This is a genomic window from Streptomyces mobaraensis NBRC 13819 = DSM 40847, from assembly GCF_017916255.1.
Lineage (GTDB): Bacteria > Actinomycetota > Actinomycetes > Streptomycetales > Streptomycetaceae > Streptomyces > Streptomyces mobaraensis.
Genome location: NZ_CP072827.1, coordinates 5785536 through 5805210 on the forward strand (window position 1 = coordinate 5785536; position 19675 = coordinate 5805210).

The window sequence follows — 19675 nt, forward strand, 5'->3', positions numbered from 1 at the left end:
AGCCGCGGCCCCCGGCCGCCCCGTCAGATCAGAGGCGCGTCCATCGGCAGTCCCGCGTAGTTCTCCGCGAACTCGGCCGCCGCCGCGGTGGGGGCCGTCAGTCGGTCGAGCCGGGCCGTGCGCAGCCGGTGCTCGTAGGCGTCGGTGGCGGCGTCGGTGTCCGGTGCCGCGTGCAGCAGCAGGGTCATCGCGTGCGAGAACTCCTGCACCTGCCACACCCGGCGCAGGCACAGCTCCGAGTAGCGGTCCAGGAGCGCGGTCGAGCCGGTCCGCCGCCGGTGGGCGAGGCCCCGGGCCATCGTGACGACGTCCGCGAAGGCCAGGTTGAGGCCCTTGGCGCCGGTGGGCGGGACGAGGTGCGCGGCGTCCCCGGCCAGCAGCAGCCGCCCGTACCGCATCGGTTCGACGACCTGGCCGCGCAGCGGGATCACGGACTTGGCCGTCACCGGGCCGTGGTGGAGGGGGCTGCCGGGGACGGCCAGCCGGGCGTCGAGTTCGGCCCAGATCCGGTCGTCGGGCCAGTCCTCCGGCGCGGTGCCGGCCGGGACCTGGAGGTAGTGCCGGGAGACCTCCGGCGACCGCATGCTGTGCAGGGCGAAGCCGCGCTCGTGCCCGGAGAGGATCAGCTCGTCGGAGGCGGGCGGCGCGTCGGCGAAGACGCCCAGCCACGCGTACGGGTACCCGCGCTCGTGCAGCCGGGCCGCCCCCGTGGCGAGCAGCGCCCGGCGGGCGGCGCCGAACGAGCCGTCGCAGCCCGCCACGTAGGAGCACTCCAGCGTCTCCTCCCCGCCGTCGCGCGTGTACCGGAGCACCGGCCGGTCGCCGTCGAGTCCCTCGACCGCGGTCACCGGGGAGTCGAACAGCAGGGGCGTGCCGTCGGCCGTCACCAGCGCGATCAGGTCCTTGACGATCTCGGTCTGCGGGTAGAGCGTGTTGGCCCGGCCACCGGTCAGCGCCGCGACCCCGAACCGGTGCCGCCGCCCGCGGTGCCGCAGCTCGAAGCCGTCGTGCCGGACGCCCTCCCGGTCCAGCCGGTCCGCCGCGCCGCAGGCCCGCAGCACGTCCACCGCGCCCTGCTCCAGCAGCGCGGCCCGCTGCCGCCGCTCGACGTACTCCCGGTCGCGCGCCTCCAGCACCACGCAGTCCACGCCCGCCCGGCGCAGCAGCCGGGCGAGCAGCAGTCCGGCCGGGCCGGCTCCGATGATGCCGACGGTGGTGCGCATGCGGGGATCGCCTCTCGATATGCGGAGGGGCGGATCAGCGCTCCAGCACCAGCGCCTGCCCCTGCCCCACGCCGATGCACAGCGCCGCCACCCCGGTACCGGAACCGGCCGCCGCGAGCTGATGGGCCACCGTACCGGCGAGCCGGGCGCCGGAGCACCCCAGGGGGTGCCCGATCGCCAGTGCCCCGCCGTGCCGGTTCACCAGGGCGGGGTCGAGCTCCGGCCACTCCGCGAAGCATCCCAGCACCTGCGCGGCGTACGCCTCGTTGAGCTCGAAGTGTGTCAGGTCGGCGAAGGACCGGCCGGCCCGGGCCAGGGCCCGGCGGACCGCCTCGACCGGGCCCAGTCCGTACAGGTCGGGCTCGGTGCCGGTGACGGCGGACGCCCGGACGCGGGCCAGCGGCTCCCGGCCGGTCGCCCGCAGCCCCTCCTCGTCGCAGAGCAGCAGGGCCGCCGCGCCGTCGTTCAGCGGGCAGGAGTTGCCCGCCGTGACCGTACCGCCCTCCGGCCGGAACGCGGGCTTCAGCCGGGCCAGGGCCTCCTCCGACGTGGCGTCGCGGATGCTCTCGTCGCGGGCGAGCTCCACGTCCGGCGGGAACACCACCTCGTCGGCGAACGCGCCCTCCTTCCAGGCGCGGGCCGCCTTGCGGTGGCTGGCCAGGGCGTACGCGTCCTGGTCGGCGCGGGAGATGCCGTGCTTGTCGGCGATCAGCTCGGCGCCCTCGCCCAGGGAGACCGTCCACCGCTCGGGCATCGCCGGGTTGGTCATCCGCCAGCCGAGGGTCGTCGAGTACAGCTCCTGGTGGCCGGCCGGGAAGGCGCGGTCCGGCTTGGGCAGCACCCAGGGCGCGCGGCTCATCGACTCCACGCCGCCCGCCACCACCACCGACGCGTCCCCGACGGCGATGGCCCGGTACGCCTGGACGACGGCCTCCAGGCCGGAGGCGCACAGCCGGTTGACCGTCGAGCCGGGGACGGTCACCGGCAGCCCCGCGAGCAGGACGGCCATGCGGCCGACGTTCCGGTTCTCCTCGCCCGCGCCGTTGGCGTTGCCCAGCACCACCTCGTCGATCCGCGCCGGGTCGAGCGCGGGCGCCCGGGCCACCAGGGACCGGACGACGTGGGCGGCCAGGTCGTCCGGGCGGACGCCGGCGAGCGCGCCGCCGTAGCGGCCGAGGGGGGTGCGGACGGCGTCGACGACGTAGACGTCGCGGATGCGGTCGTTCATGCGGTCTCCGTAAGCGGTCGGGCGGTCGGCGGGAAGGGCCGAACGGGCGGCGGAGCTCGGCGAACGGCCCCCGGAAGCACCGACTGACCGTTCGGTCGAGAGTCTTGGCGGGCTCCCCGCCGCATGTCAATGGGGTGCGGGGCGGCGGCCCGGCGCCGTCTGAGACAGTGAGCCCATGAGCAGCGAAGCCCACACCCGCGCACCCCACGTGGCCGTCGTCGGCGGCGGGATCTCCGGACTGGCCGCCGCCCTCCGGTTGCTGGAGGGGGGTGCGCGCGTCACGGTCCTGGAAGGCTCCGGCCGGGTCGGCGGCAAGCTGCTCGCCGGGGAGATCGCGGGCGTCCCTGTGGACCTGGGCGCCGAGTCGATGCTCGCCCGCCGCCCCGAGGGCGTCGCGCTCGCCCGCGCCGTCGGCCTCGGCGACCGCCTCCAGCCGCCGGCCACCGCCACCGCCGGCATCTGGACCCGCGACGGCCTCCGCCCGCTGCCCAAGGGCCAGGTGATGGGCGTCCCCGGCGACCTCGACGCGCTCGCCGCCTCCGGGGTCCTCTCGCCGGACGGCCTGGCCGCCGCCGCCCGCGAGGCGGAGCTGCCGCCCACCGAACCGGGCGAGGACGTCGCCGTGGGCGCCTACGTCGCCGAGCGGTTCGGCCCCGAGGTCGTCGACCGGCTCGTCGAACCGCTGCTCGGCGGCGTCTACGCGGGCAACGCCTACCGCACCTCGATGCGCGCCGCCGTCCCCACCCTCTTCGAGGCCGCCCGCGGCCGGCGCTCGCTCACCGAGGGCGTCCGCGCGCTGATCGCCGCCGCCCCGCCGAACCCCGGCCCGGTCTTCGCCGGCATCGACGGCGGCATCGGGCAGCTGCCGCTCGCCGCCGCCGACGCCGTCCGCGCGGCCGGCGGCGAGATCCGCACCGGCAGCCCGGTCGCCGGCCTGCACCGGACGGCCGACGGCTGGCGGCTCGACCTCGGCGACGCCCACCTGGCCGCCGACGGCGTCGTCCTCGCCACGCCCGCGCCCGCCACCGCCCGGCTGCTCGCCGGCACCGCGGACTCCGCCGCGGCCGACCTGGCCGAGGTCGAGTACGCCTCCATGGCCCTGGTCACCCTGGCCTTCCGCCGCCCCGACGTCGCCGGGCTCCCGGCGGGCAGCGGCTTCCTCGTGCCGCCCGGCGACGGCCGGCGGATCAAGGCGTCCACCTTCGCGAGCAACAAGTGGGGCTGGATCGCCGCCGCCGACCCCGACGTCTTCGTCCTGCGCACCTCCCTCGGCCGCCATGGCGACGAGGACGACCTGCACCGCGACGACGCCGACCTGGTCAAGCTGTCGCTGGCCGACCTCCACGAGGCCGTCGGCCTGGACGCCACGCCGATCGCCGGCCGCGTCACCCGCTGGGACCGCGGCCTCCCGCAGTACCCCGTCGGCCACCTCGACCGGGTGGCGCGGGTCCGCGAGCGGGTCGCGGTCCTGCCCCGGCTGCGGGTCTGCGGCGCGGCCTACGACGGCGTCGGCATCCCGGCCTGCGTCGGCGGCGCCCGCCGCGCGGCCGAGGAGCTGTTGGCCACCCTGCCGCGGGGCGCCCGGGACGCGGGGGGACAATAGGGGGCATGACGACTGACGCCCAGAAGATCCCGAACGCCGGCAAGAAGGCCAAGGACCTCAACGAGGTCATCCGCTACACGCTCTGGTCGGTGTTCAAGCTGCGCGACGTGCTCCCCGAGGACCGCTCCGGCTGGGCGGAGGAGGTCGAGGAGCTGTTCGCGGCCCTCGCCAAGGAGGACGTCACCGTCCGCGGCACGTACGACCTCTCCGGACTCCGGGCCGACGCCGACGTGATGATCTGGTGGCACTCGGAGACCTCGGACGCGCTCCAGAGCGCCTACAGCCGCTTCCGCCGCACCCGCCTCGGGCGCGCCCTGGAGCCGGTGTGGTCGAACATGGCGCTGCACCGCCCCGCCGAGTTCAACAAGTCGCACATCCCGGCGTTCCTCGCGGACGAGACCCCCCGCGAGTACGTCAGCGTCTACCCCTTCGTCCGCTCGTACGACTGGTACCTGCTGCCCGACGAGGACCGCCGCCGCATGCTGGCCGACCACGGGAAGATGGCCCGCGGCTACCCGGACGTCCGGGCCAACACGGTCGCGTCCTTCTCGCTCGGCGACTACGAGTGGATCCTCGCCTTCGAGGCCGACGAGCTGTACCGGATCGTCGACCTGATGCGCCACCTGCGGGCGTCCGAGGCGCGGATGCACGTCCGCGAGGAGGTCCCGTTCTTCACCGGCCGCCGCAAGGCGGTCGCGGACCTGGTGGCCGGGCTGGCCTGAGCCCGGCGACGGAGAACGGCCGCCGGCCGGGCCTTTCGAGCCCGGCCGGCGGCCGTTCGCGTCCTGCCCGGGGTCAGGTGGCCTGCGGCTCCGGGCGCCCCGCGCACGTCGCGTTCCGCACCGGCAGTTCACCCGTGAGCAGGTACTTCTCGAAGTACCCGTTGACGCAGGCGTTCGGCCCGCCGCCGATCCCGTGCGTCCCCGCGTCCCGCTCGGTGACCAGGGCCGCCGAGCCGCGGAACCGGCGCAGCAGCTCCAGCGCGCCCGCGTACGGGGTGGCCGCGTCCCGTTCGGCGGCCAGCAGCAGGACGGGCGGCAGCGCTCTGCGGGCCGTCCCCACCTCGAACGGCCGCTGCCGCGGCGCCTTCCAGTAGGCGCACGGCAGGTTCATGAACGCGTTGCTCCACGTCTCGAACGGCGCCCGCCGGGCGAGGTGGTCGTTGTCGCGGTTCCACCGGGACCAGTCGCGCGGCCAGGACGCGTCGTTGCACTCGACGGCCGTGTAGACGGCGTTGCCGTTCTCGGCGGCCACGCTCCCGGAGGCACCGCCGGCGAGCGCGACCAACTGCCCCTCGTCACCGCGCAGGTACGCGGCGAGCGCCCGCGCCGCCCGGGCCCAGGCGGTGTCGGTGTAGCCGGCCTTGAGGAAGAGGGCCTGGAGCTGCGCCGGTCCGACCTTCCCGCCCGCCGGTCGGCGGCGCAGCCGGTCGGCGGCCTTGTGGTAGGCGGCCAGCACCTCGTGTTCGGTGCGGCCCAGGCGGTACACGTTGTGGTGCCGGGCCGCCCAGCGCCGCCAGTCGTACCAGCGGCGCTCGAAGGCGGCCGACTGGTCGAGGTTGTTCCGGTACCAGATCTTCCGCGGGGACGGGTTGACGACGCTGTCGAAGACCATGCGCCGGACGTGCCCGGGGAAGAGGGTGGCGTAGACGGCGCCGAAGTACGTCCCGTACGACGCCCCGATGAAGTTGAGCCGCCGTTCGCCGAGGGCGGCGCGCAGGACGTCGAGGTCGCGGGCGTTGTTGCGGCTGGTGAAGTGCCTGAGGTCGGGGCCGGCCTTGCGGAGGCAGCCCCGCGCGTACGCCTTGGCCTGGGCGATGCGCTGCCGCTTGTACGCGGCGGAGGGGTGCTCGGGGGCGTCGCTCGGGCCGCGTTCGAAGCGGGCCGGGTCCACGCAGGAGAGCGGCGCGGAGCGGCCGACGCCGCGCGGCGCGTAGCCGATGAAGTCGTACGCCTCGGCGAGCCTCTTCCACGCCGGGAGACCGGCCAGCAGCGGGAAGATCATCCCGGAGCCGCCGGGGCCGCCCGGGTTGAAGACGAGCGCGCCCTGCCGGGCCGAGCGGTCGCCGGTGGCGTGGCCCCTGCTGACGGTGAGACTGATGTGCTTGCCGTTGGGGTGGGCGTAGTCCACCGGGACGGAGAACGTGCCGCACTCCACGGGCGCGGGCAGGCCCTCGGCGGCCGGGCAGGCCCCGAACGTGATGCCCTTGGCCGCGGCCCGCTCGGCCGCGAGCACCACGCCGCGGGCCTCGGCGGGGCTGTCGGCGGCGGAGGGGGCCGTGGGGGCCGTGGGAGAGAGGAGCGCTTCGGTGCCGTGGGCGGCCGGAGCGGAGGTGACGGCGGTGAGGCCGGTGAGGAGGAGGGATCCGACGGTTCCGTAGAGGGCGACTGCGCGCACGGGCGTCCCTTCATATCTAATTGCGACAAAAGGGATATTCGATACACGGATCGGCGAAGTAAAGCACCGGGGGGAGATGTCGGGGGAGTTGGGCCCGATGGGCCCCGCCCCCGCCCCCGCCCCGGCCCCGGGTGGGGCCCGCGGGTGGTTCGCGCGTCAGTAGCGGTGGGCCGCCAGCGTCTCCGCCAGCGCGGCGCGCAGCTCCGGGTCGCGGAGGGCGCGGCGGCCGTGCACGGCCAGTGAGGTGAGCAGGCCGACATCGTCCTGTCCGGTGCCGTCGGCCGGGCGGACCACCGGCGCCCGGTCGAGCAGCGCCCGGCCGGCGGTGGAGGCCCAGAGGGTGTCGGGGTTCACCTCGTACCGCGCGATGGCCAGGCAGCCGGCCGTCAGCGCCAGCGGCACGGCCAGCCAGCCGGCGGTCCGCCCGAACGCGGCGCCGTCGGGCAGCGTCAGCAGCGTCGCCACCCCGGTGAGCAGGGACAGCGCACAGGCCGCCCGGACCTGCCGGACGGCGCCCGTCACCTCCTGGCGGACCCGCGCGGGCACCGCCAGGCCGGCCGCCGTCAGCCGGTCGGCGAGCGCGCGCACCGCGTCGGCCGTGCCGTGCGCGGCCCGTATCCGCGGGACGGGGGACTGTCCTTCGGGGCCCATCGCGCTGATCACCGAGCGCTCGACCTCGTCCCGGCCCACCGGGTCGACGACGGTCGCCCACCCCGTGTGCGCCAGCAGCAGCCGCCGCTGCCGGGCCATCGCGACCAGCGTGAGGTCGGTGACCCGGTCCGGGCCGCCGTTCAGGAACGCCGTCTCGTACAGCGTCAGGGTGTCGAACCCGGCGACGGCCGGGCCGGGCGCGGGGCCCGCCGCCGCCATCGCGGCGTGGCAGAGACGGGCGCAGGCGGCGACGGCGACCACGCACGTCACGATCAGCAGAACGACCCACATACGGGTGTTCTACTCGACGGCTCGCCTCTCGCGCACCTCCATGTCCGGAATGCGGGCTTTGGTGGTCCGGTGTGCCGGATCCGCGCCCGGCCGGCGAGCGGCGTACGGGTCCGGCGCCGCCGTCCTGCGGCAAGATGGCGGGTGGGGGTGATGGGCGTGCGCGAGCGGCCGGGAACGGGAGCCGGAGCGGGAGCGGGGGCGGGTCCCGGGGCGAAGGGCGGGGCGGTCGGGCGGAGGTACGACCCGGACCGGCTGTTCCTGCCCCCCGACGACGACCTGGCGCCCAACCGCCCCGGCGAGACCCTCCGCGCCCGCCTCGACGCGTCCCGCGCCGGCCGCGGCACCCTCCTGCTGGCCCGGCTGCTCGGCCGCCGTCCCGCGGAGGACCGCTGGCGCCGGGCCCTGGCCGCCGAACAGCAGGTCGGCGCGGCCCTGGACGGGCTGACCGCGGGCGGCTGGGAGGTGCTGCACTCCGTCGTCCTGCCCGGCGACGCCGTCATCCCGCACCTGCTGATCGGCCCCGGCGGCGTCTTCGCCGTCCTCGTCGAACCCACCCGGCGCGCCCCGGCGCGGGCGGACGACGCCGTGATCCGCGTCCCGCGCGAACGCCATCCGCGCCCCGCCGTCCGCCGCGCCCGCCAGAGCGCGGCCCGCGCCTCCCTGGTCCTCACCCGCGGCTGCGGCTTCCCGGTCCCGGTGGGCCCGGTCGTCGTCCTGCCCGGCGCCACGGAGGTCCACGACGAGTCCGAGCGGGGCGACGTCCGCGTGCTGCTGCTGCGCCAGGTGACGGGCCTGGGGGTGCTCGGCGGCGTTCTCCACCCGGACCGCGTGGACCGCGTCCATACGGTGGCGCGCAACCGGCGGTTGTGGCTGGGCTGTTGAGGGGGGGCGGCCGGGAAGGATCCGGCTGACTGCCCAGGCCGGTCGCCGACCCGGCTCGCGGGCGGGTCCGACGGCTCGGCCGCCGGTACGGGCGTCGCGGCGGACGCCGGCGGCCTGGCCGCCGGGTTCGGCGGGTGGGGTGGTGGAGCCGGAGGCGGAGCGGACGGGCTAGACGGCCGCGTACGCGTACGCGCGCCCGCGGGGTGTCCGGGTGAGGACGCGCTTGCCGTGCAGGCGGCGGAGGATGATCACGACCGTGCAGTAGGTGAGGGCCCCCGGCAGCTCCCGCTGCACCTCGCGCGGGGTCAGCGGGGTGCCGGCCCGGCGCAGTGCCGCGAGGACCTCGCACTCCAGCGCGCCGCTCGCGCGGCGGCGCCCGCGACGTACCGCGGTGGCAGGTGTGCCCGCTCCCATGTCCTCGGTTCCTCCGCTGTACGACGTCTGCGACGTGCACGACGTGATCACGTGCTGCAGGGGTCCGGTCACGGACCCGACAGACGAGTGTAAGGGGCCGCCCGGACATATAGCGGCGAAGCGGTGGGACGGAGGGGCGGGGGCGGGGCCCTGGCGCGGGGGTGCGGCGGTGGGGCGGTTACGCGGTGGGCGCCGTCGTGCCGTCCGTGCCGTCTGTGCCGTCCGTGCCGTCGAGAAAGGAGCGGGTGAGGGACGCCAGCTCGCCCGGGTCGCCGAACCAGTCCATGTGGCCCTGGCCGGGGACCTCCACGAGGCGGCTGCCGGGGATCGCGGCGTGCAGGTCGCGCGATCCGGCGATCGGGATCATCGCGTCGTCCGCGAACCCCACGACCAGGGTCGGCGCGGTGATGCGCGGCAGCAGGCCGCGGATGTCGACGTGCAATCCGAGTTCTATCTGGCGGAGCACGCCGGCGGGCGGCCAGGGGTCCCAGAGGTACCGCGCCAGCCCGTCGTGGCCGAAGTCGTCGAGGGCCGACGCGCCGTAGCCGGTCAGCGCGGAGAACCGTTTGAACAGTTCGCGGTCCGTGCGGCCGAGCTTGAGCCAGGTCTCGAAGTAGAACCGGTCGCGGGGTCCGGTCGAGTGCGACCAGCCGGCGACCAGGACGAGCCGGCGCACCAGCCCGGGGTACTCGGCGGCGACGGCCGCCGCGGCGACCGCGCCGAGCGAGAAGCCCAGCAGGTCGACCGGGCCGTCGACGGCGGCGCGCGCCGCCCCGGCGACCTGGGCGGCGACGAGATCCAGGGTTAGGGGATCGCCGTTGTCGCCGGTCAGGCCGCTGCCGCTGAGGTTGGGGCGGACGACCGTGTGATCGTCGGCGAAGTACGGCACGACGTTGCCGAAGACCTTCTCGGCGTCCCCGCCGGTGCCGTGCACCAGGACCAGCCCCGGTCCTCGGCCCTCGCTTTCGTAGTGGACGCGGGTGTCGCGAACGGTGGTGAAAGGCATGCGGGCTCCCTGGATCGCAGCACTGAGGAGACCCCGGACGCCGGCCGGCCGCCGGTCCCGGTGATCGTTCGCATCATGTCGGCGGCCGGGAGGCGAGGCCAAGGAGGCGCGGGGTTCTCTGTCACAACGCGCTTGCGGGCAGGGCGACTTCAGGGGGCGGGGGCGGGCCGGTGCGCTCTGCTGCCGGGCGCGGGGCCTCGTCATCGGGGGCGGGGTGCGCTGTCCCCCGGAGGGGGCTCCGTCGAGGTTCCGGCCCCGGCCCCGCCCCCGGTCAGCGTTCTGCGGACGGCCTCGCGGAGCCAGCGGTGGGCTCCGTCGGCGGCGTGGCGCGGGTGCCAGGCCATGCCCATGGTCACGGGCGGGAGCGGCAGGGGGATGTCCAGGAGGTGGAGGCCGAGGGCGGTGGCGGTGCGGGTGAGGGGCGAGGGGGCGGCGCCGGGGAGAGCGGCGGGGACGAGGCAGACGACGTCGCTGTGGGCGACGAGGTGCATCGCGGCCAGGTGGCTGGGGAGGACGGCGGTGACCCGCCGGCGGAGGTCCCGTTCGGCGAGTGCGGCGTCGAGGGGGCCGGTGAACCGGCCGCGGCGGCTGACCGTGACGTGTTCCGCCGCGGCGAGCCGGGCCGGGGTCAGCGGCTCCGCGGCGAGCGGGTGGCCGGGCCGGACGGCCGCGGCCATCCGCAGGGTGACCAGCTCCTCGACGCGGGTCTCGGGATCGACGTGGTCGATCACTCCGACCTCCAGGTCGATCCGGCCGTCGCGGAGGGCCGGACCGGCCTCCAGTTCCTCGGCCCGCAGCCGCAGCGAGACCCCCGGCGCCTCCCGGCGGGCCAGCTCCAGCAGCCCCGGGGCGAGCGCCGCGCCGACCAGGTCGGCGGCCTGGAGGGTGAAGGTGCCGCGCAGGGCGGCCGGGTCGACCTCGGAGCCGGGGCTGAGCAGCGCGCCGAGGCGGCGCACCACCTCGGCGGCCTCGTCGCGCAGCTCCTGGGCGCGGGGGGTGGGCACCATGCCCTGCCCGGCCCGGACGAGGAGGGGGTCCTGGAGGACCCGGCGGAGGCGGGCCAGCGTACGGCTCATGGCGGCGGGCGAGGTGTGCAGGCGAGCGGCGGCGCGGGTGACGCTCCGCTCGTCCAGCAGGGCGTTCAGGGCGACGGCGAGCTGGGCGTCGATCACCGGTTCGGGGCTGTTCACCAGGGTAATTCCATTCTGGGCAATGATTCGTTGCCGATATTCCCATTGTGGCAACGAGGGCTGCTCACCAGGATGAGGGCGTACCGAATCGGCTCGACCTCTGGGGTCCCTCATGATCGTCATCACCGCTCCCACCGGGAAGATCGGCCGCCGGCTGCTGCCGCTGCTCCTGGAATCCGCCCCCGCCCGGGGCGAGCGCCTGCGCGTGGTCGTCCGCGACCCGGCCCGGCTCCCCGACGCGGTACGCGACCGCGTCGAGGTCGTCACCGGCTCGCACGGCGACGCCGAGGTCGTCGACCGGGCCTTCGACGGCGCGGACGCGGTCTTCTGGCTCGTCCCCCCGGATCCGTTCCGGTCCCCGGACGACGGCTACTCCGGCTTCACCCGCCCCGCCGCGAAGGCCCTCGCCGCCCACGGGGTCGGGCACGTCGTCGCCGTCTCCGCGCTGGGCCGCGGCACCCCGGCCGCCGGCCGCGCCGGGCTCGTCACGGCCTCCCTGGCCATGGACGACCTGATCGCGGGCACCGGCGTCGCCTACCGCGCCCTGGCCTGCCCGTCCTTCTTCGAGAACCTGCTGGAGGAGGCCGGCTCCCTGCGGGAGCGGGGCGTCTTCACCGACACCGTCGCCGCCGACCGCAAGGCCCCGCTCGTCGCGGTCGCGGACGTCGCCGCCGTCGCCGCCCGCCTGCTCCTGGACCGGACCTGGACGGGCACGGGCAGCGTCCCCGTCCTCGGCCCCGAGGACGTCTCCCCCGACGACCTCGCCCGCGTCATGAGCGAGCGACTGGGCCGCCCCGTCCGCTACGAGCGGCAGCCGCTCGACGAACTCCGGGCCGGCCTCTCCCGGCACGGTCTGGACGAGGCGTTCGTGCGGGGTGTCGTCGACATGAAGCGGGCCAAGGACGACGGCCTCGACGCCGGCGTCACGCGTACGCCGGACACCGCGACCCCGACGGCCTTCGAGGACTGGTGCGCCCGGGTCCTGAAGCCGGCCGTCCTGTCCTGACGAGGACGCGAGTCCTCGCACCCGTTTCCCCCTCCCAGCCAATGCCCGACCAGTCCCAACCATCCCAACCGAAGGAAGCACTGTGTCCACTCAGGCAACCGAAGCCCCTGTCACCGTCTTCATGCTCGTCAAGACCACGCGCGCATGGCTCGACAAGACCCCCGAGGAGCGGATGCACGCCCTCACCACCGAGATCGTCCCCGTCATCGAGGCCAAGACCACCGGCGTCCGGTCCCGCTTCTTCGACACCGAGTTCTACTCGACGCGCGTCACCGACGTCTGGCTCTGGGAGGCCCGCGACCACCAGGCGTACCAGCTCCTGATCGACGCGCTGCGGGAAACGCCGTTCTGGGACCACTACTTCGAGGTCGTCGACCTCCTCGTCGGCGTCGAGAACGGCTATGCCCGCACCTACGGCTTCGACACCGTGACCACCATCAACACCTGACACACCAGCGAAAGACCGACGCGCCGGTGAACCTGGGCGACTGCGGATAGAGCGGGTTCGGCCCACCGCGACTTCGGACCCGCGTCCGCCGGCGGCGCGGCAGTGGTCAGGAGCGCCCGCGCAGGGCCGGGTGGTCGGCGATCACCGTCGCCGAGCCGGGGGCGATCTCGACCGCGCCGCCGTCGCCGTAGATCCGGCGTTCACTGTGGCAGCGGTCGGTGTCACGACATCCCGGGTTCGACGAGCACCCGGGCGGCTGGCCGGTGCAGACGGCGCCCGGACGAAAGGGCTGGCTTCTTGTCGGCGAGTGGTGGCCGGACCTGGCCCAGGACAAGCGACGAAGCGGCGGCGGTGACGACGCGGTGACGGGCAGACGGAAATGTCTTTCTGCGTGAGGTGCGCGAGGTCGACCAGCGTCCGCACCGGCCCGTCCGTGCACAGCAGCCCGTCGCACAGCTCGAACAAGGCGTCGCCCTGTATGGTCAGAGACGCGTCCAGCCCAGACCGGAAGTGTGCGGCTTCCGGCGAACGTAGCCAGCAGGGCGCCCTGTTGCGCCTTGCTCACGACCGCGGCCTTGGCGCTGATCCACGCTGTGACGGGAGCACAGGATCAGTCGAAGGCCGCCTTCACGTCCCCCGAATACGTGCCCCTTGTACAAGCCGGGCGGTACGCAACCTCCGGGCGGTCTGCTCGTTGTCCCTGTGTCGCGCGGCCGGCGGAAGATGCTCGATCGGGGGCGGAGATGCAGCGACGGTGGGCACCGGTCTGGTTACTCTGCGGCGCCTTCGTGTTAGCCCTCGTCCGGGAACTCCAGCACGGTGAGGGAGGCGAGGGCGTGGCCGTCTCCGTGACGATCGCGGTGGGAGGGCTCTTCGGTGCGCTCGGCATGTGGACGTGGCGTGGTCGGCCGCGGACCGCTCGCTCGACTCACCGGCAAGTCGCGGACGCGGCCGAGGCGTTGGCTATGCTCGTGCACCAGCAGTGGGAACAGGAGGCGATGCTGCGGCAGTTGTTCTCGCCCGCACCGCTGCCCGTTCTCTGGTGGGACGCGGCGCTGCCCGACGCCTGTGACCACCGCCGGCTCATCGGCGACCCCGTCTCGTGCCGGGCGGACGCACCGGAGGACCTGGCCGTCGCGTTCCGGCGCCTGCCGCACCGGCGGCTCGTCGTTCTCGGCCCGGCCGGATCGGGCAAAACCACCTTCGCCGTACTGCTGACGCTCGCGCTGCTGCGCGACCGCGCCCCCGGCGCCCCCGTACCGGTGCTCCTCTCCCTCGCCTCCTTCGACCCGGCACGGCACAGCGCCCACGACTGGCTCGCACGCCAGATCGCGGACGGCTATCCGGCGCTCGGCGACGTCCGGTCGTATGGCACCACCGCCGTAGAGGACCTGCTGGCCGCCCGGTGGGTGATCCCCGTACTGGACGGGCTGGACGAACTGCCTCCGCCCAGCCAGCCCGGCGTACTCGCGGCCCTGAACGCCGCCTTCCCCGCCCACGCGCCGCTCGTCCTCACCTGCCGTACCAGCGCCTACGCCCGGGCGGTCGCTGGGGCGAGTGTGTTGACTGCGGCCGCCGTCATCGAACCGGCTCCCCTGGATGCCGTCGACGCCCTCGCGTCACTGCGGCTCGCCGCGCCGCCCGGCCCGGCGCAGCGGCGCTGGGACCTGCTGGCCCGGCACGTGGCCGACCACCCCGAAGGGCCCGCCGCGCAGGCCTTGCAGAGGCCCCTGCTCACGGCTCTGGCCCGTACGGTGTACGCCGACGCCGGGGGCGACCCCGCCGAACTCGCCGACGTCGGCCGCTTTCCCACGGCGAACGCGGTGGAACAGCATCTGCTCGACGCGCTCGTACCGAGCCTGCTCGAACGGGCCCGCCACTCCAGCGGATCCTCCCGGTCCGGCCGGTCCGTCCAGTCCACCGGGTCCGCCCTGCGCCACCTCGCCTGCCTGGCTCACGGGCTCAGCCGTCAGGGCACGCACGACCTGGCGTGGTGGCAGCTCCACCAGTGGGTTCCCCTGCTCGGCCGTACCTGGAGCCGGGCCGCGGTGTGGAGTCTCGTCGCGGCCCTGGCCGCCCTGTCGGGGTACGCGCTCCACCACGTGGCAGGCCCCCGGCCGCAACTGGATTCGCCCGCGTTCGTGAGGGTGACGTGCGGGGTCGCCCTCGCCCTCTTCGCCATGCAGTGCCTGGCCGCCCGAACCGTTACGCGAGGCGGCGTCCGCCCCCGCCCGCTGCGTACCGCCGCGCTGACGGCGCTGGTGGGGGCGTTGACCAACGCGCTGTGCCAGGTGGTGCTGCGGCGGATGTTCACCCATGTCGGAACGGTGGAGACCGTTCAGCACAATCTCAAGCATCTCACCGTCTACGGCCTGGGCATCTTCCTGGTCCTTCTCGCGTCCGGCCCGCCGGCTCCGCCGCGGGTACCGAGCCGGGGTTCGTTCACGTTGCTGCACTGGCGGGAACGGCTGCCGCGCGCCCTGGCGACCGTCGCCGGGACGGCCGTTCTCATCGGCACGGCGCTTCACCTGTACGTGCTGATCGGCATCTGGCCGTCGGATCCGTGGACGCACAGGACCGCCGTCTCCGCCCTGGCCGTCTGGGCCACCGGCATCGCCGCCGGAGCCCTGTGCGGGGCCGTCCTCGGTGCCGTCCGGTCGGTCCGGACCTCCGCCTCACGGCTGGATGTCACCACTCCGGCCGAATCGATGCGGGCGGACCGGGCCATCACCCTCGTCGGCGTGGCGGCCGCGGCCCTTCTCTTCCACCTGCCGGACGACGTCGCCCTGGCCATGAGCCTTGCCACCGGACACGACCCCTGGCCCCCGGTCTCCGACATCGTGCTGTTCGCCCTGTCCGATCTGCTGCCCGTGGGAATGGTCCTCGCCCTGACCGCCTTCGCCTGGCCGCACTACAGCGTGGCACGGCTGATCCTGGCCGCCCAGGGGCGTCTGCCGTTGCGCTTGCAGACGTTCCTGTCGGAGGCCCACCGGTTGGGCATCCTCCGCCAGGTCGGTTCCGTCTACCAGTTCCGGCACGCGAGCCTGCAACACCGGCTCGCAGCCTCGGCCCACCTACCCCCTCAGCGCGACCGACGCGGCGACAGTCGCACGGCCGTCCGGTCGGCGCTCTGCTCCGGGGCGGGCCCGCCGGGGGAACGGCACGAGAGGCCGCAGGAAGAATGATGCATCCGGCGTCTCGTCCGACGAGGACTCCGGGTCAGGGTCGCCACCGGCGAGGCGTCGCCCTGGAACCTCCCGGTCTGGACCTCACCGGACCCGGTGCCCCTCACCGGTGCCATCGGGCCGGTGACCCGGGCGACCACGACGGTCTTGCCGCGCGGACGGGCGTCTGCCTCACGCCGCGACTTCCAAGTCGGGCGCTGCCCGTGCCTCGCTGCCAGGATGGGCCGGGAGTGGCTACGAAAGAGACGTGTTGTGTTCCCGGGCCGCTCAAAGGGAATTACTACTTCATGAGCTGCCGGTAAAGGGCATACTGCCCGTGTGCACAGACGGGAGGGCGACGGCACGCCCGTGGCAGCTAACGCCACATCACCTGGAAACCACCGGTCCTGGAAGTCACCGGGACCATCAGCCGCCGCATCGATCTCCATCTCGACGGACGCGGGCTGTTGTTGATCCCCTCGTGGTTCGGTCACCGGCTTCCGCTGCTCGATCCCCATGCCGAGCCGCAACCTTTCCTCACGTATCCGGCGCACCGCGAGGCCGTCGGCGCCAGGCCGGACGGGGCGTCGACGGGCGCCTCGGCGGCCGCCCTGGGCGCGTTACTGGGCCGCACCCGCGCCGCGGTACTGCTGACGATCGCCGACAGGACAGGCTGCACCACAACCGAGATCGCCCGCCGAGTCGGCATCTCCGCCGCGAGCGCCAGCGAACACACGTCCGTGTCCGGTCGGCCGAACTCGTCACAACGGCCCGTCACCGCAACACCGCCCTGCACACGGCAACACCCACGGCCCTGGCCCTCCTCGGATCCTGAGGCGAAAGCCCTCGACTACGCCGTACTCCTCACCGAGGCGGTCGCCACGTCGGGTCGAGTTCATCTGCCGGCGCCCGTCCCGAGGGAGTGATCATCGAGATCGCGATCGACCGCGCTATGGGGCAAGCGAAGCTTTCGGCGCACAGGCGGGCTGCTTGCACCGGCTTCGTTCGTCCGCTGAGGGGGTGCTGCCCACGCGGCGCCCCGCCGAATCTGGCTCGGGCGGTCTTGAAGTGGTTTGCTGTCGGGCCTTTCACCGCGAACTCGTGGCTACGGTCGCCGCAGGCGTCCGACCGGGCAGTAGCGCTCGCCGCCCTCAACTGCAAGAGTTAGCCCGGGGGCGATCTCGGTGAGGGCGGGAGTGCGGACGCCATCGGCCGATGGCGCGGCCGGCGCTGGGCGGGACGAACGGTCCGGCGAGGACGTCCCGCAGACGGAGCCGGTCGGTGTAGGTGAGGCTGCCGCGGAGAACGGCGAGCTGGGCCAGGGTGATCAGGCCGGTGCTCTGGTCGTCCCCGTCGCAGAGGACGAGGTGATCGACACGGGCGCCGGCCATGAGGGCCAGAGCCACCTCGACCGTCATGTCGTCACGGACCCGTGGTCCGGAGGCGTCCCTGTCGTCGGCCACGGCCTTGGGGGAGGGATCCACGCCATGCTGATGCTGCGTTCGCGACGGTGTCATACGCGCCTCCTGGCGGACAATGGAGAGGGGTGGGCTGGTGATCACAGTGTGCTACGCGGCCGAATCGAAGCCGGTCCGCCGCCGTGACCCGCGGGACCCCGCTTCACCGACGGGCCGGCCCTGGCCGGCGTGGCCCCGGCACCCCCGGCGGGCCCGGGACGAGGAGGACGGCCCGCGGCGGTGTTCCACGTCCGGCGCGGTGATGACGACCGGGACACCGGAAGGGGTCTGGGCGCCGGTGATGCGGCTCAGCTCCGCCTCGCCCGAACGCACCTGGGCGACCCGCGGGGTGATGCCCGCCGAGACCATCAGCCGGCTCATCCCGCGCCGCTGACCAGGAGTCACCAGGGTGACGACGCTGCCGGACTCGCCGGCGCGGGCCGTGCGGCCGCCGCGGTGCAGGTAGTCCTTGTGGTCGCCGGGCGGATCCACATTGACGACCAGGTCGAGGTCGTCGACGTGGATCCCGCGCGCCGCGACGTTGGTCGCCACCAGGACCTTCACATGCCCGCTCCTGAACTGAGCCAGGGTCCGCGTGCGCTGCGGCTGGGACTTGCCCCCGTGCAGGGCCGCGGCGCGGACACCGCTGCTCAGCAGGTGCTCGGTCAGCCGGTCCACCGCGTGCTTGGTGTCGAGGAACATGATCACCCGGCCGTCCCGCGCCGCGATCTCGGTGGTCGTGCGGTGCTTGTCCGCGTCGTGCACGTGGAGGATGTGGTGCTCCATCGTGGTGACCGCGCCCGCCGACGGGTCGACGGAGTGCACCACCGGGTCCGTCAGGTAGCGGCGGACCAGAAGGTCGACGTTGCGGTCCAGGGTGGCCGAGAAGAGCATCCGCTGCCCGTCGGGACGCACCTGGTCGAGCAGGGCGGTGACCTGCGGCATGAAGCCCATGTCGGTCATCTGGTCGGCCTCGTCGAGGACCGTGACGCCGACGCCGTCCAGCCGGCAGTCGCCCCGGTCGATGAGGTCCTTGAGCCGTCCGGGCGTCGTGACGACCACCTCGGCCCCGGTGCGCAGCGCACCGGCCTGCCGTCCGACGGACATCCCGCCGACGACGGTGGTCAGCCGCAGGCCGCGGAGCGGGCGTACGGGGCGAGCGCGTCGGCGACCTGCTGGGCGAGCTCCCGGGTGGGGACGAGGACGAGGGCGAGCGGTCGCCGCGGCTCGGCACGCCGCCCCGCCGTACGGGCCAGTACGGCTAGGCCGAAGGCGAGGGTCTTGCCCGAGCCGGTGCGGCCCCGGCCGAGCACGTCACGGCCGGCCAGGGAGTTCGGCAGGGTCGCCGCCTGGATCGGGAACGGTACGGTCACGCCTTCGTGGCCGAGCGCGGCCAGCAGCCGCGCGGGCATGGCGAGATCGGCGAACGCCCCGACGGCGGGCAGCGCGGGCGTGACCGTCTTCGGCGGCGCGAACTCGCCCCGCACGGCCGGTCGATTTCCGGGGGCCTTGGAACGGCGCGGACCGCCGGGTCGGTCGAATGTATGGGTGGGGCGGGAACGCTTCATGCGGAACCTTCCTTGACGGGCACGTGGCAAGGAATTCCCGCAGCAGTCGATCCGCGCAGAGAATCTCGAGAGACGAGCCGGATGTGAAATGCCGGGTCGGACCGGTGGAACGTGTCACCGGTCGGATATGCGGCGGAGCGTTCCGCCGCGCGCCCTGAAAAACGGCGAGCCGGGGCCCGCACCCCAATGGTGCGGGCCCCGGCTGCGCAGTACGTCGGTGCCGGTGTCAGGCGATGACGATGTTCTCGGCCGTCGGGCCTTTCTGGCCCTGCGCGATGTCGAACGTCACCTTCTGGCCCTCCAGCAGCTCGCGGAAGCCCTGGGCGCTGATGTTCGAGTAGTGGGCGAAGACGTCGGCGCCGCCGCCGTCCTGCTCGATGAAGCCGAAGCCCTTGAGAGCGGACAGTCCAAGCCCGGCCCCGCCGGCGTCCAGGGTGACGCCGGGCGGGGTCGAGCACGCTCACCACGACGCGCGTCAACGGTCCGCTGGGTCGCCGACGTGTGCCGGCGGCCCGGTGTTCGTCGTCGTTGTCCCCGTTCACGCCGGCGACGCCGCGCCGCAGCATACGGGCGGCGCTTTCACCAGGACAGTGTGAGGGAACCGTCCTGGCCGGCCTGTCCTTGACCGCCTTCGCCGCCAGGGCCGCCCGGGTTGGTTCTGCCCGTAACGGTATTCCCCTTGACGCCGGGGCCGCCGCCGACGCCGTGCTTCCCCCCGTCTCCCCCTCGGCCGGCGTGTGCCCCCGCCGGGCCGGGTCCGCCGCTACCGCCACGGAAATAGGCCGGCCTGCCCGGTTCTCCGGCATGCGTGGATACGCGCTTGACGACTTCCGCCCGCTGCGGATCGCAGGAACCGGTCTCCCCACCCCCGCCTCCGGCACCCGCTCTGGCATTGCCGGAACGGGGCTGTCCGCTTTGCTGTCGTTCTGCTCCGCCGCCTCCGCCCCCTCCCTCACCGCTGCGGCCGGCGGATCCGCCGCGGGCCAGGATCAGTTCGGGGAACCGTTTGGCGCGACGCTCGACGAAGGACGGGCCGCCGGCGGTTCCGTCGGCCCCGTGCCCGCCCGAGCTGCCGGAGCCGGCGGAGGTGGGGTCCCCGTGTCCTCCCTTGCCGCCCCCGCCCCCATTCCGGGGACGGAGACCTCCT

General features: G+C 74.4%; 15 protein-coding genes and 1 pseudogene. 6 read left to right on the forward strand and 10 right to left on the reverse strand.

The genetic code is table 11. The features are described 5' to 3' along the window. Positions 1–23 precede the first annotated feature (23 nt). Both J7W19_RS25015 and J7W19_RS25020 read right to left on the reverse strand, forming a co-directional pair. On the reverse strand, positions 24–1223 hold the full coding sequence (locus J7W19_RS25015) for a 4-hydroxybenzoate 3-monooxygenase (protein WP_004950068.1): 1200 nt from the start codon (positions 1221–1223) through the stop codon (positions 24–26). Positions 1224–1257: 34 nt separating this feature from the next. After that, positions 1258–2451: a thiolase family protein gene (locus J7W19_RS25020; RefSeq protein WP_004950066.1), complete on the reverse strand. Its 1194-nt coding sequence runs from the start codon at positions 2449–2451 to the stop codon at positions 1258–1260. A 175-nt stretch (positions 2452–2626) separates the two neighbouring features. Between J7W19_RS25020 and hemG the strand changes: the two genes are divergently transcribed. Then, positions 2627–4054 (forward strand): protoporphyrinogen oxidase, encoded by a 1428-nt coding sequence (hemG, locus tag J7W19_RS25025; protein WP_004950064.1) that lies wholly within the window; start codon positions 2627–2629, stop codon positions 4052–4054. Between the two features lie 5 nt (positions 4055–4059). Then, the gene (gene hemQ / locus J7W19_RS25030; RefSeq protein ID WP_004950062.1) at positions 4060–4776 is read left to right on the forward strand and encodes a hydrogen peroxide-dependent heme synthase; all 717 of its coding nucleotides are present in this window, start codon (positions 4060–4062) and stop codon (positions 4774–4776) included. Between the two features lie 73 nt (positions 4777–4849). Here hemQ and J7W19_RS25035 read toward each other — a convergent pair whose 3' ends face one another. Further along, complete coding sequence (locus J7W19_RS25035; RefSeq protein WP_004950060.1) at positions 4850–6451, reverse strand: alpha/beta hydrolase; 1602 nt, start codon at positions 6449–6451, stop codon at positions 4850–4852. A gap of 156 nt (positions 6452–6607) precedes the next feature. Then, positions 6608–7393, reverse strand: a complete 786-nt coding sequence (locus J7W19_RS25040) for a TIGR04222 domain-containing membrane protein (RefSeq protein WP_004950058.1) — start codon at positions 7391–7393, stop codon at positions 6608–6610. A gap of 150 nt (positions 7394–7543) precedes the next feature. Between J7W19_RS25040 and J7W19_RS25045 the strand changes: the two genes are divergently transcribed. Continuing rightward, complete coding sequence (locus J7W19_RS25045; protein ID WP_004950057.1) at positions 7544–8275, forward strand: nuclease-related domain-containing protein; 732 nt, start codon at positions 7544–7546, stop codon at positions 8273–8275. Between the two features lie 168 nt (positions 8276–8443). Here the strand turns inward: J7W19_RS25045 and J7W19_RS25050 are convergent, their stop codons facing one another. The 3 genes from J7W19_RS25050 to J7W19_RS25060 all read right to left on the reverse strand — a co-directional run bounded on the left by J7W19_RS25050 (position 8444) and on the right by J7W19_RS25060 (position 10885). Next, on the reverse strand, positions 8444–8761 hold the full coding sequence (locus J7W19_RS25050; protein ID WP_233478172.1) for a BlaI/MecI/CopY family transcriptional regulator: 318 nt from the start codon (positions 8759–8761) through the stop codon (positions 8444–8446). A gap of 106 nt (positions 8762–8867) precedes the next feature. After that, positions 8868–9695, reverse strand: a complete 828-nt coding sequence (locus J7W19_RS25055; protein WP_004950053.1) for an alpha/beta fold hydrolase — start codon at positions 9693–9695, stop codon at positions 8868–8870. A 200-nt stretch (positions 9696–9895) separates the two neighbouring features. Continuing rightward, positions 9896–10885: a LysR family transcriptional regulator gene (locus tag J7W19_RS25060; RefSeq protein WP_004950051.1), complete on the reverse strand. Its 990-nt coding sequence runs from the start codon at positions 10883–10885 to the stop codon at positions 9896–9898. 112 nt (positions 10886–10997) lie between these two features. Between J7W19_RS25060 and J7W19_RS25065 the strand changes: the two genes are divergently transcribed. From J7W19_RS25065 to J7W19_RS25075, 3 genes are all read left to right on the forward strand, one after another. Beyond that, on the forward strand, positions 10998–11891 hold the full coding sequence (locus J7W19_RS25065; protein WP_004950049.1) for an NAD(P)H-binding protein: 894 nt from the start codon (positions 10998–11000) through the stop codon (positions 11889–11891). 82 nt (positions 11892–11973) lie between these two features. Further along, the gene (locus J7W19_RS25070) at positions 11974–12339 is read left to right on the forward strand and encodes a darcynin family protein (protein ID WP_004950047.1); all 366 of its coding nucleotides are present in this window, start codon (positions 11974–11976) and stop codon (positions 12337–12339) included. Positions 12340–13304: 965 nt separating this feature from the next. Then, a complete protein-coding gene (locus J7W19_RS25075) occupies positions 13305–15524 on the forward strand; it encodes an NACHT domain-containing protein (protein ID WP_004950046.1) in 2220 nt (739 codons plus the stop codon). Positions 15525–16654: 1130 nt separating this feature from the next. On the opposite strand, the gene J7W19_RS25080 is transcribed toward J7W19_RS25075, so the two are convergent. From J7W19_RS25080 to J7W19_RS25090, 3 genes and pseudogenes are all read right to left on the reverse strand, one after another. After that, positions 16655–17020 (reverse strand): CBS domain-containing protein, encoded by a 366-nt coding sequence (locus J7W19_RS25080; protein WP_004950043.1) that lies wholly within the window; start codon positions 17018–17020, stop codon positions 16655–16657. A gap of 51 nt (positions 17021–17071) precedes the next feature. Beyond that, a pseudogene (locus J7W19_RS25085) lies at positions 17072–18528 on the reverse strand (DEAD/DEAH box helicase). Positions 18529–18754: 226 nt separating this feature from the next. Further along, a complete protein-coding gene (locus J7W19_RS25090; protein ID WP_078588169.1) occupies positions 18755–18934 on the reverse strand; it encodes a cold shock domain-containing protein in 180 nt (59 codons plus the stop codon). Between the last annotated feature and the right edge of the window lie 741 nt (positions 18935–19675).

Coding starts and splice junctions, on each gene's coding strand:
- J7W19_RS25015 (WP_004950068.1), bottom strand. CDS start 1,223: ATGCGCACCACCGTCGGCATCATCGGAGCCGGCCCGGCCGGACTGCTG.
- hemQ (WP_004950062.1), top strand. CDS start 4,060: ATGACGACTGACGCCCAGAAGATCCCGAACGCCGGCAAGAAGGCCAAG.
- J7W19_RS25065 (WP_004950049.1), top strand. CDS start 10,998: ATGATCGTCATCACCGCTCCCACCGGGAAGATCGGCCGCCGGCTGCTG.
- J7W19_RS25075 (WP_004950046.1), top strand. CDS start 13,305: ATGCTCGTGCACCAGCAGTGGGAACAGGAGGCGATGCTGCGGCAGTTG.
- J7W19_RS25045 (WP_004950057.1), top strand. CDS start 7,544: ATGGGCGTGCGCGAGCGGCCGGGAACGGGAGCCGGAGCGGGAGCGGGG.
- J7W19_RS25055 (WP_004950053.1), bottom strand. CDS start 9,695: ATGCCTTTCACCACCGTTCGCGACACCCGCGTCCACTACGAAAGCGAG.
- J7W19_RS25040 (WP_004950058.1), bottom strand. CDS start 7,393: ATGTGGGTCGTTCTGCTGATCGTGACGTGCGTGGTCGCCGTCGCCGCC.
- J7W19_RS25020 (WP_004950066.1), bottom strand. CDS start 2,451: ATGAACGACCGCATCCGCGACGTCTACGTCGTCGACGCCGTCCGCACC.
- hemG (WP_004950064.1), top strand. CDS start 2,627: ATGAGCAGCGAAGCCCACACCCGCGCACCCCACGTGGCCGTCGTCGGC.
- J7W19_RS25080 (WP_004950043.1), bottom strand. CDS start 17,020: ATGACACCGTCGCGAACGCAGCATCAGCATGGCGTGGATCCCTCCCCC.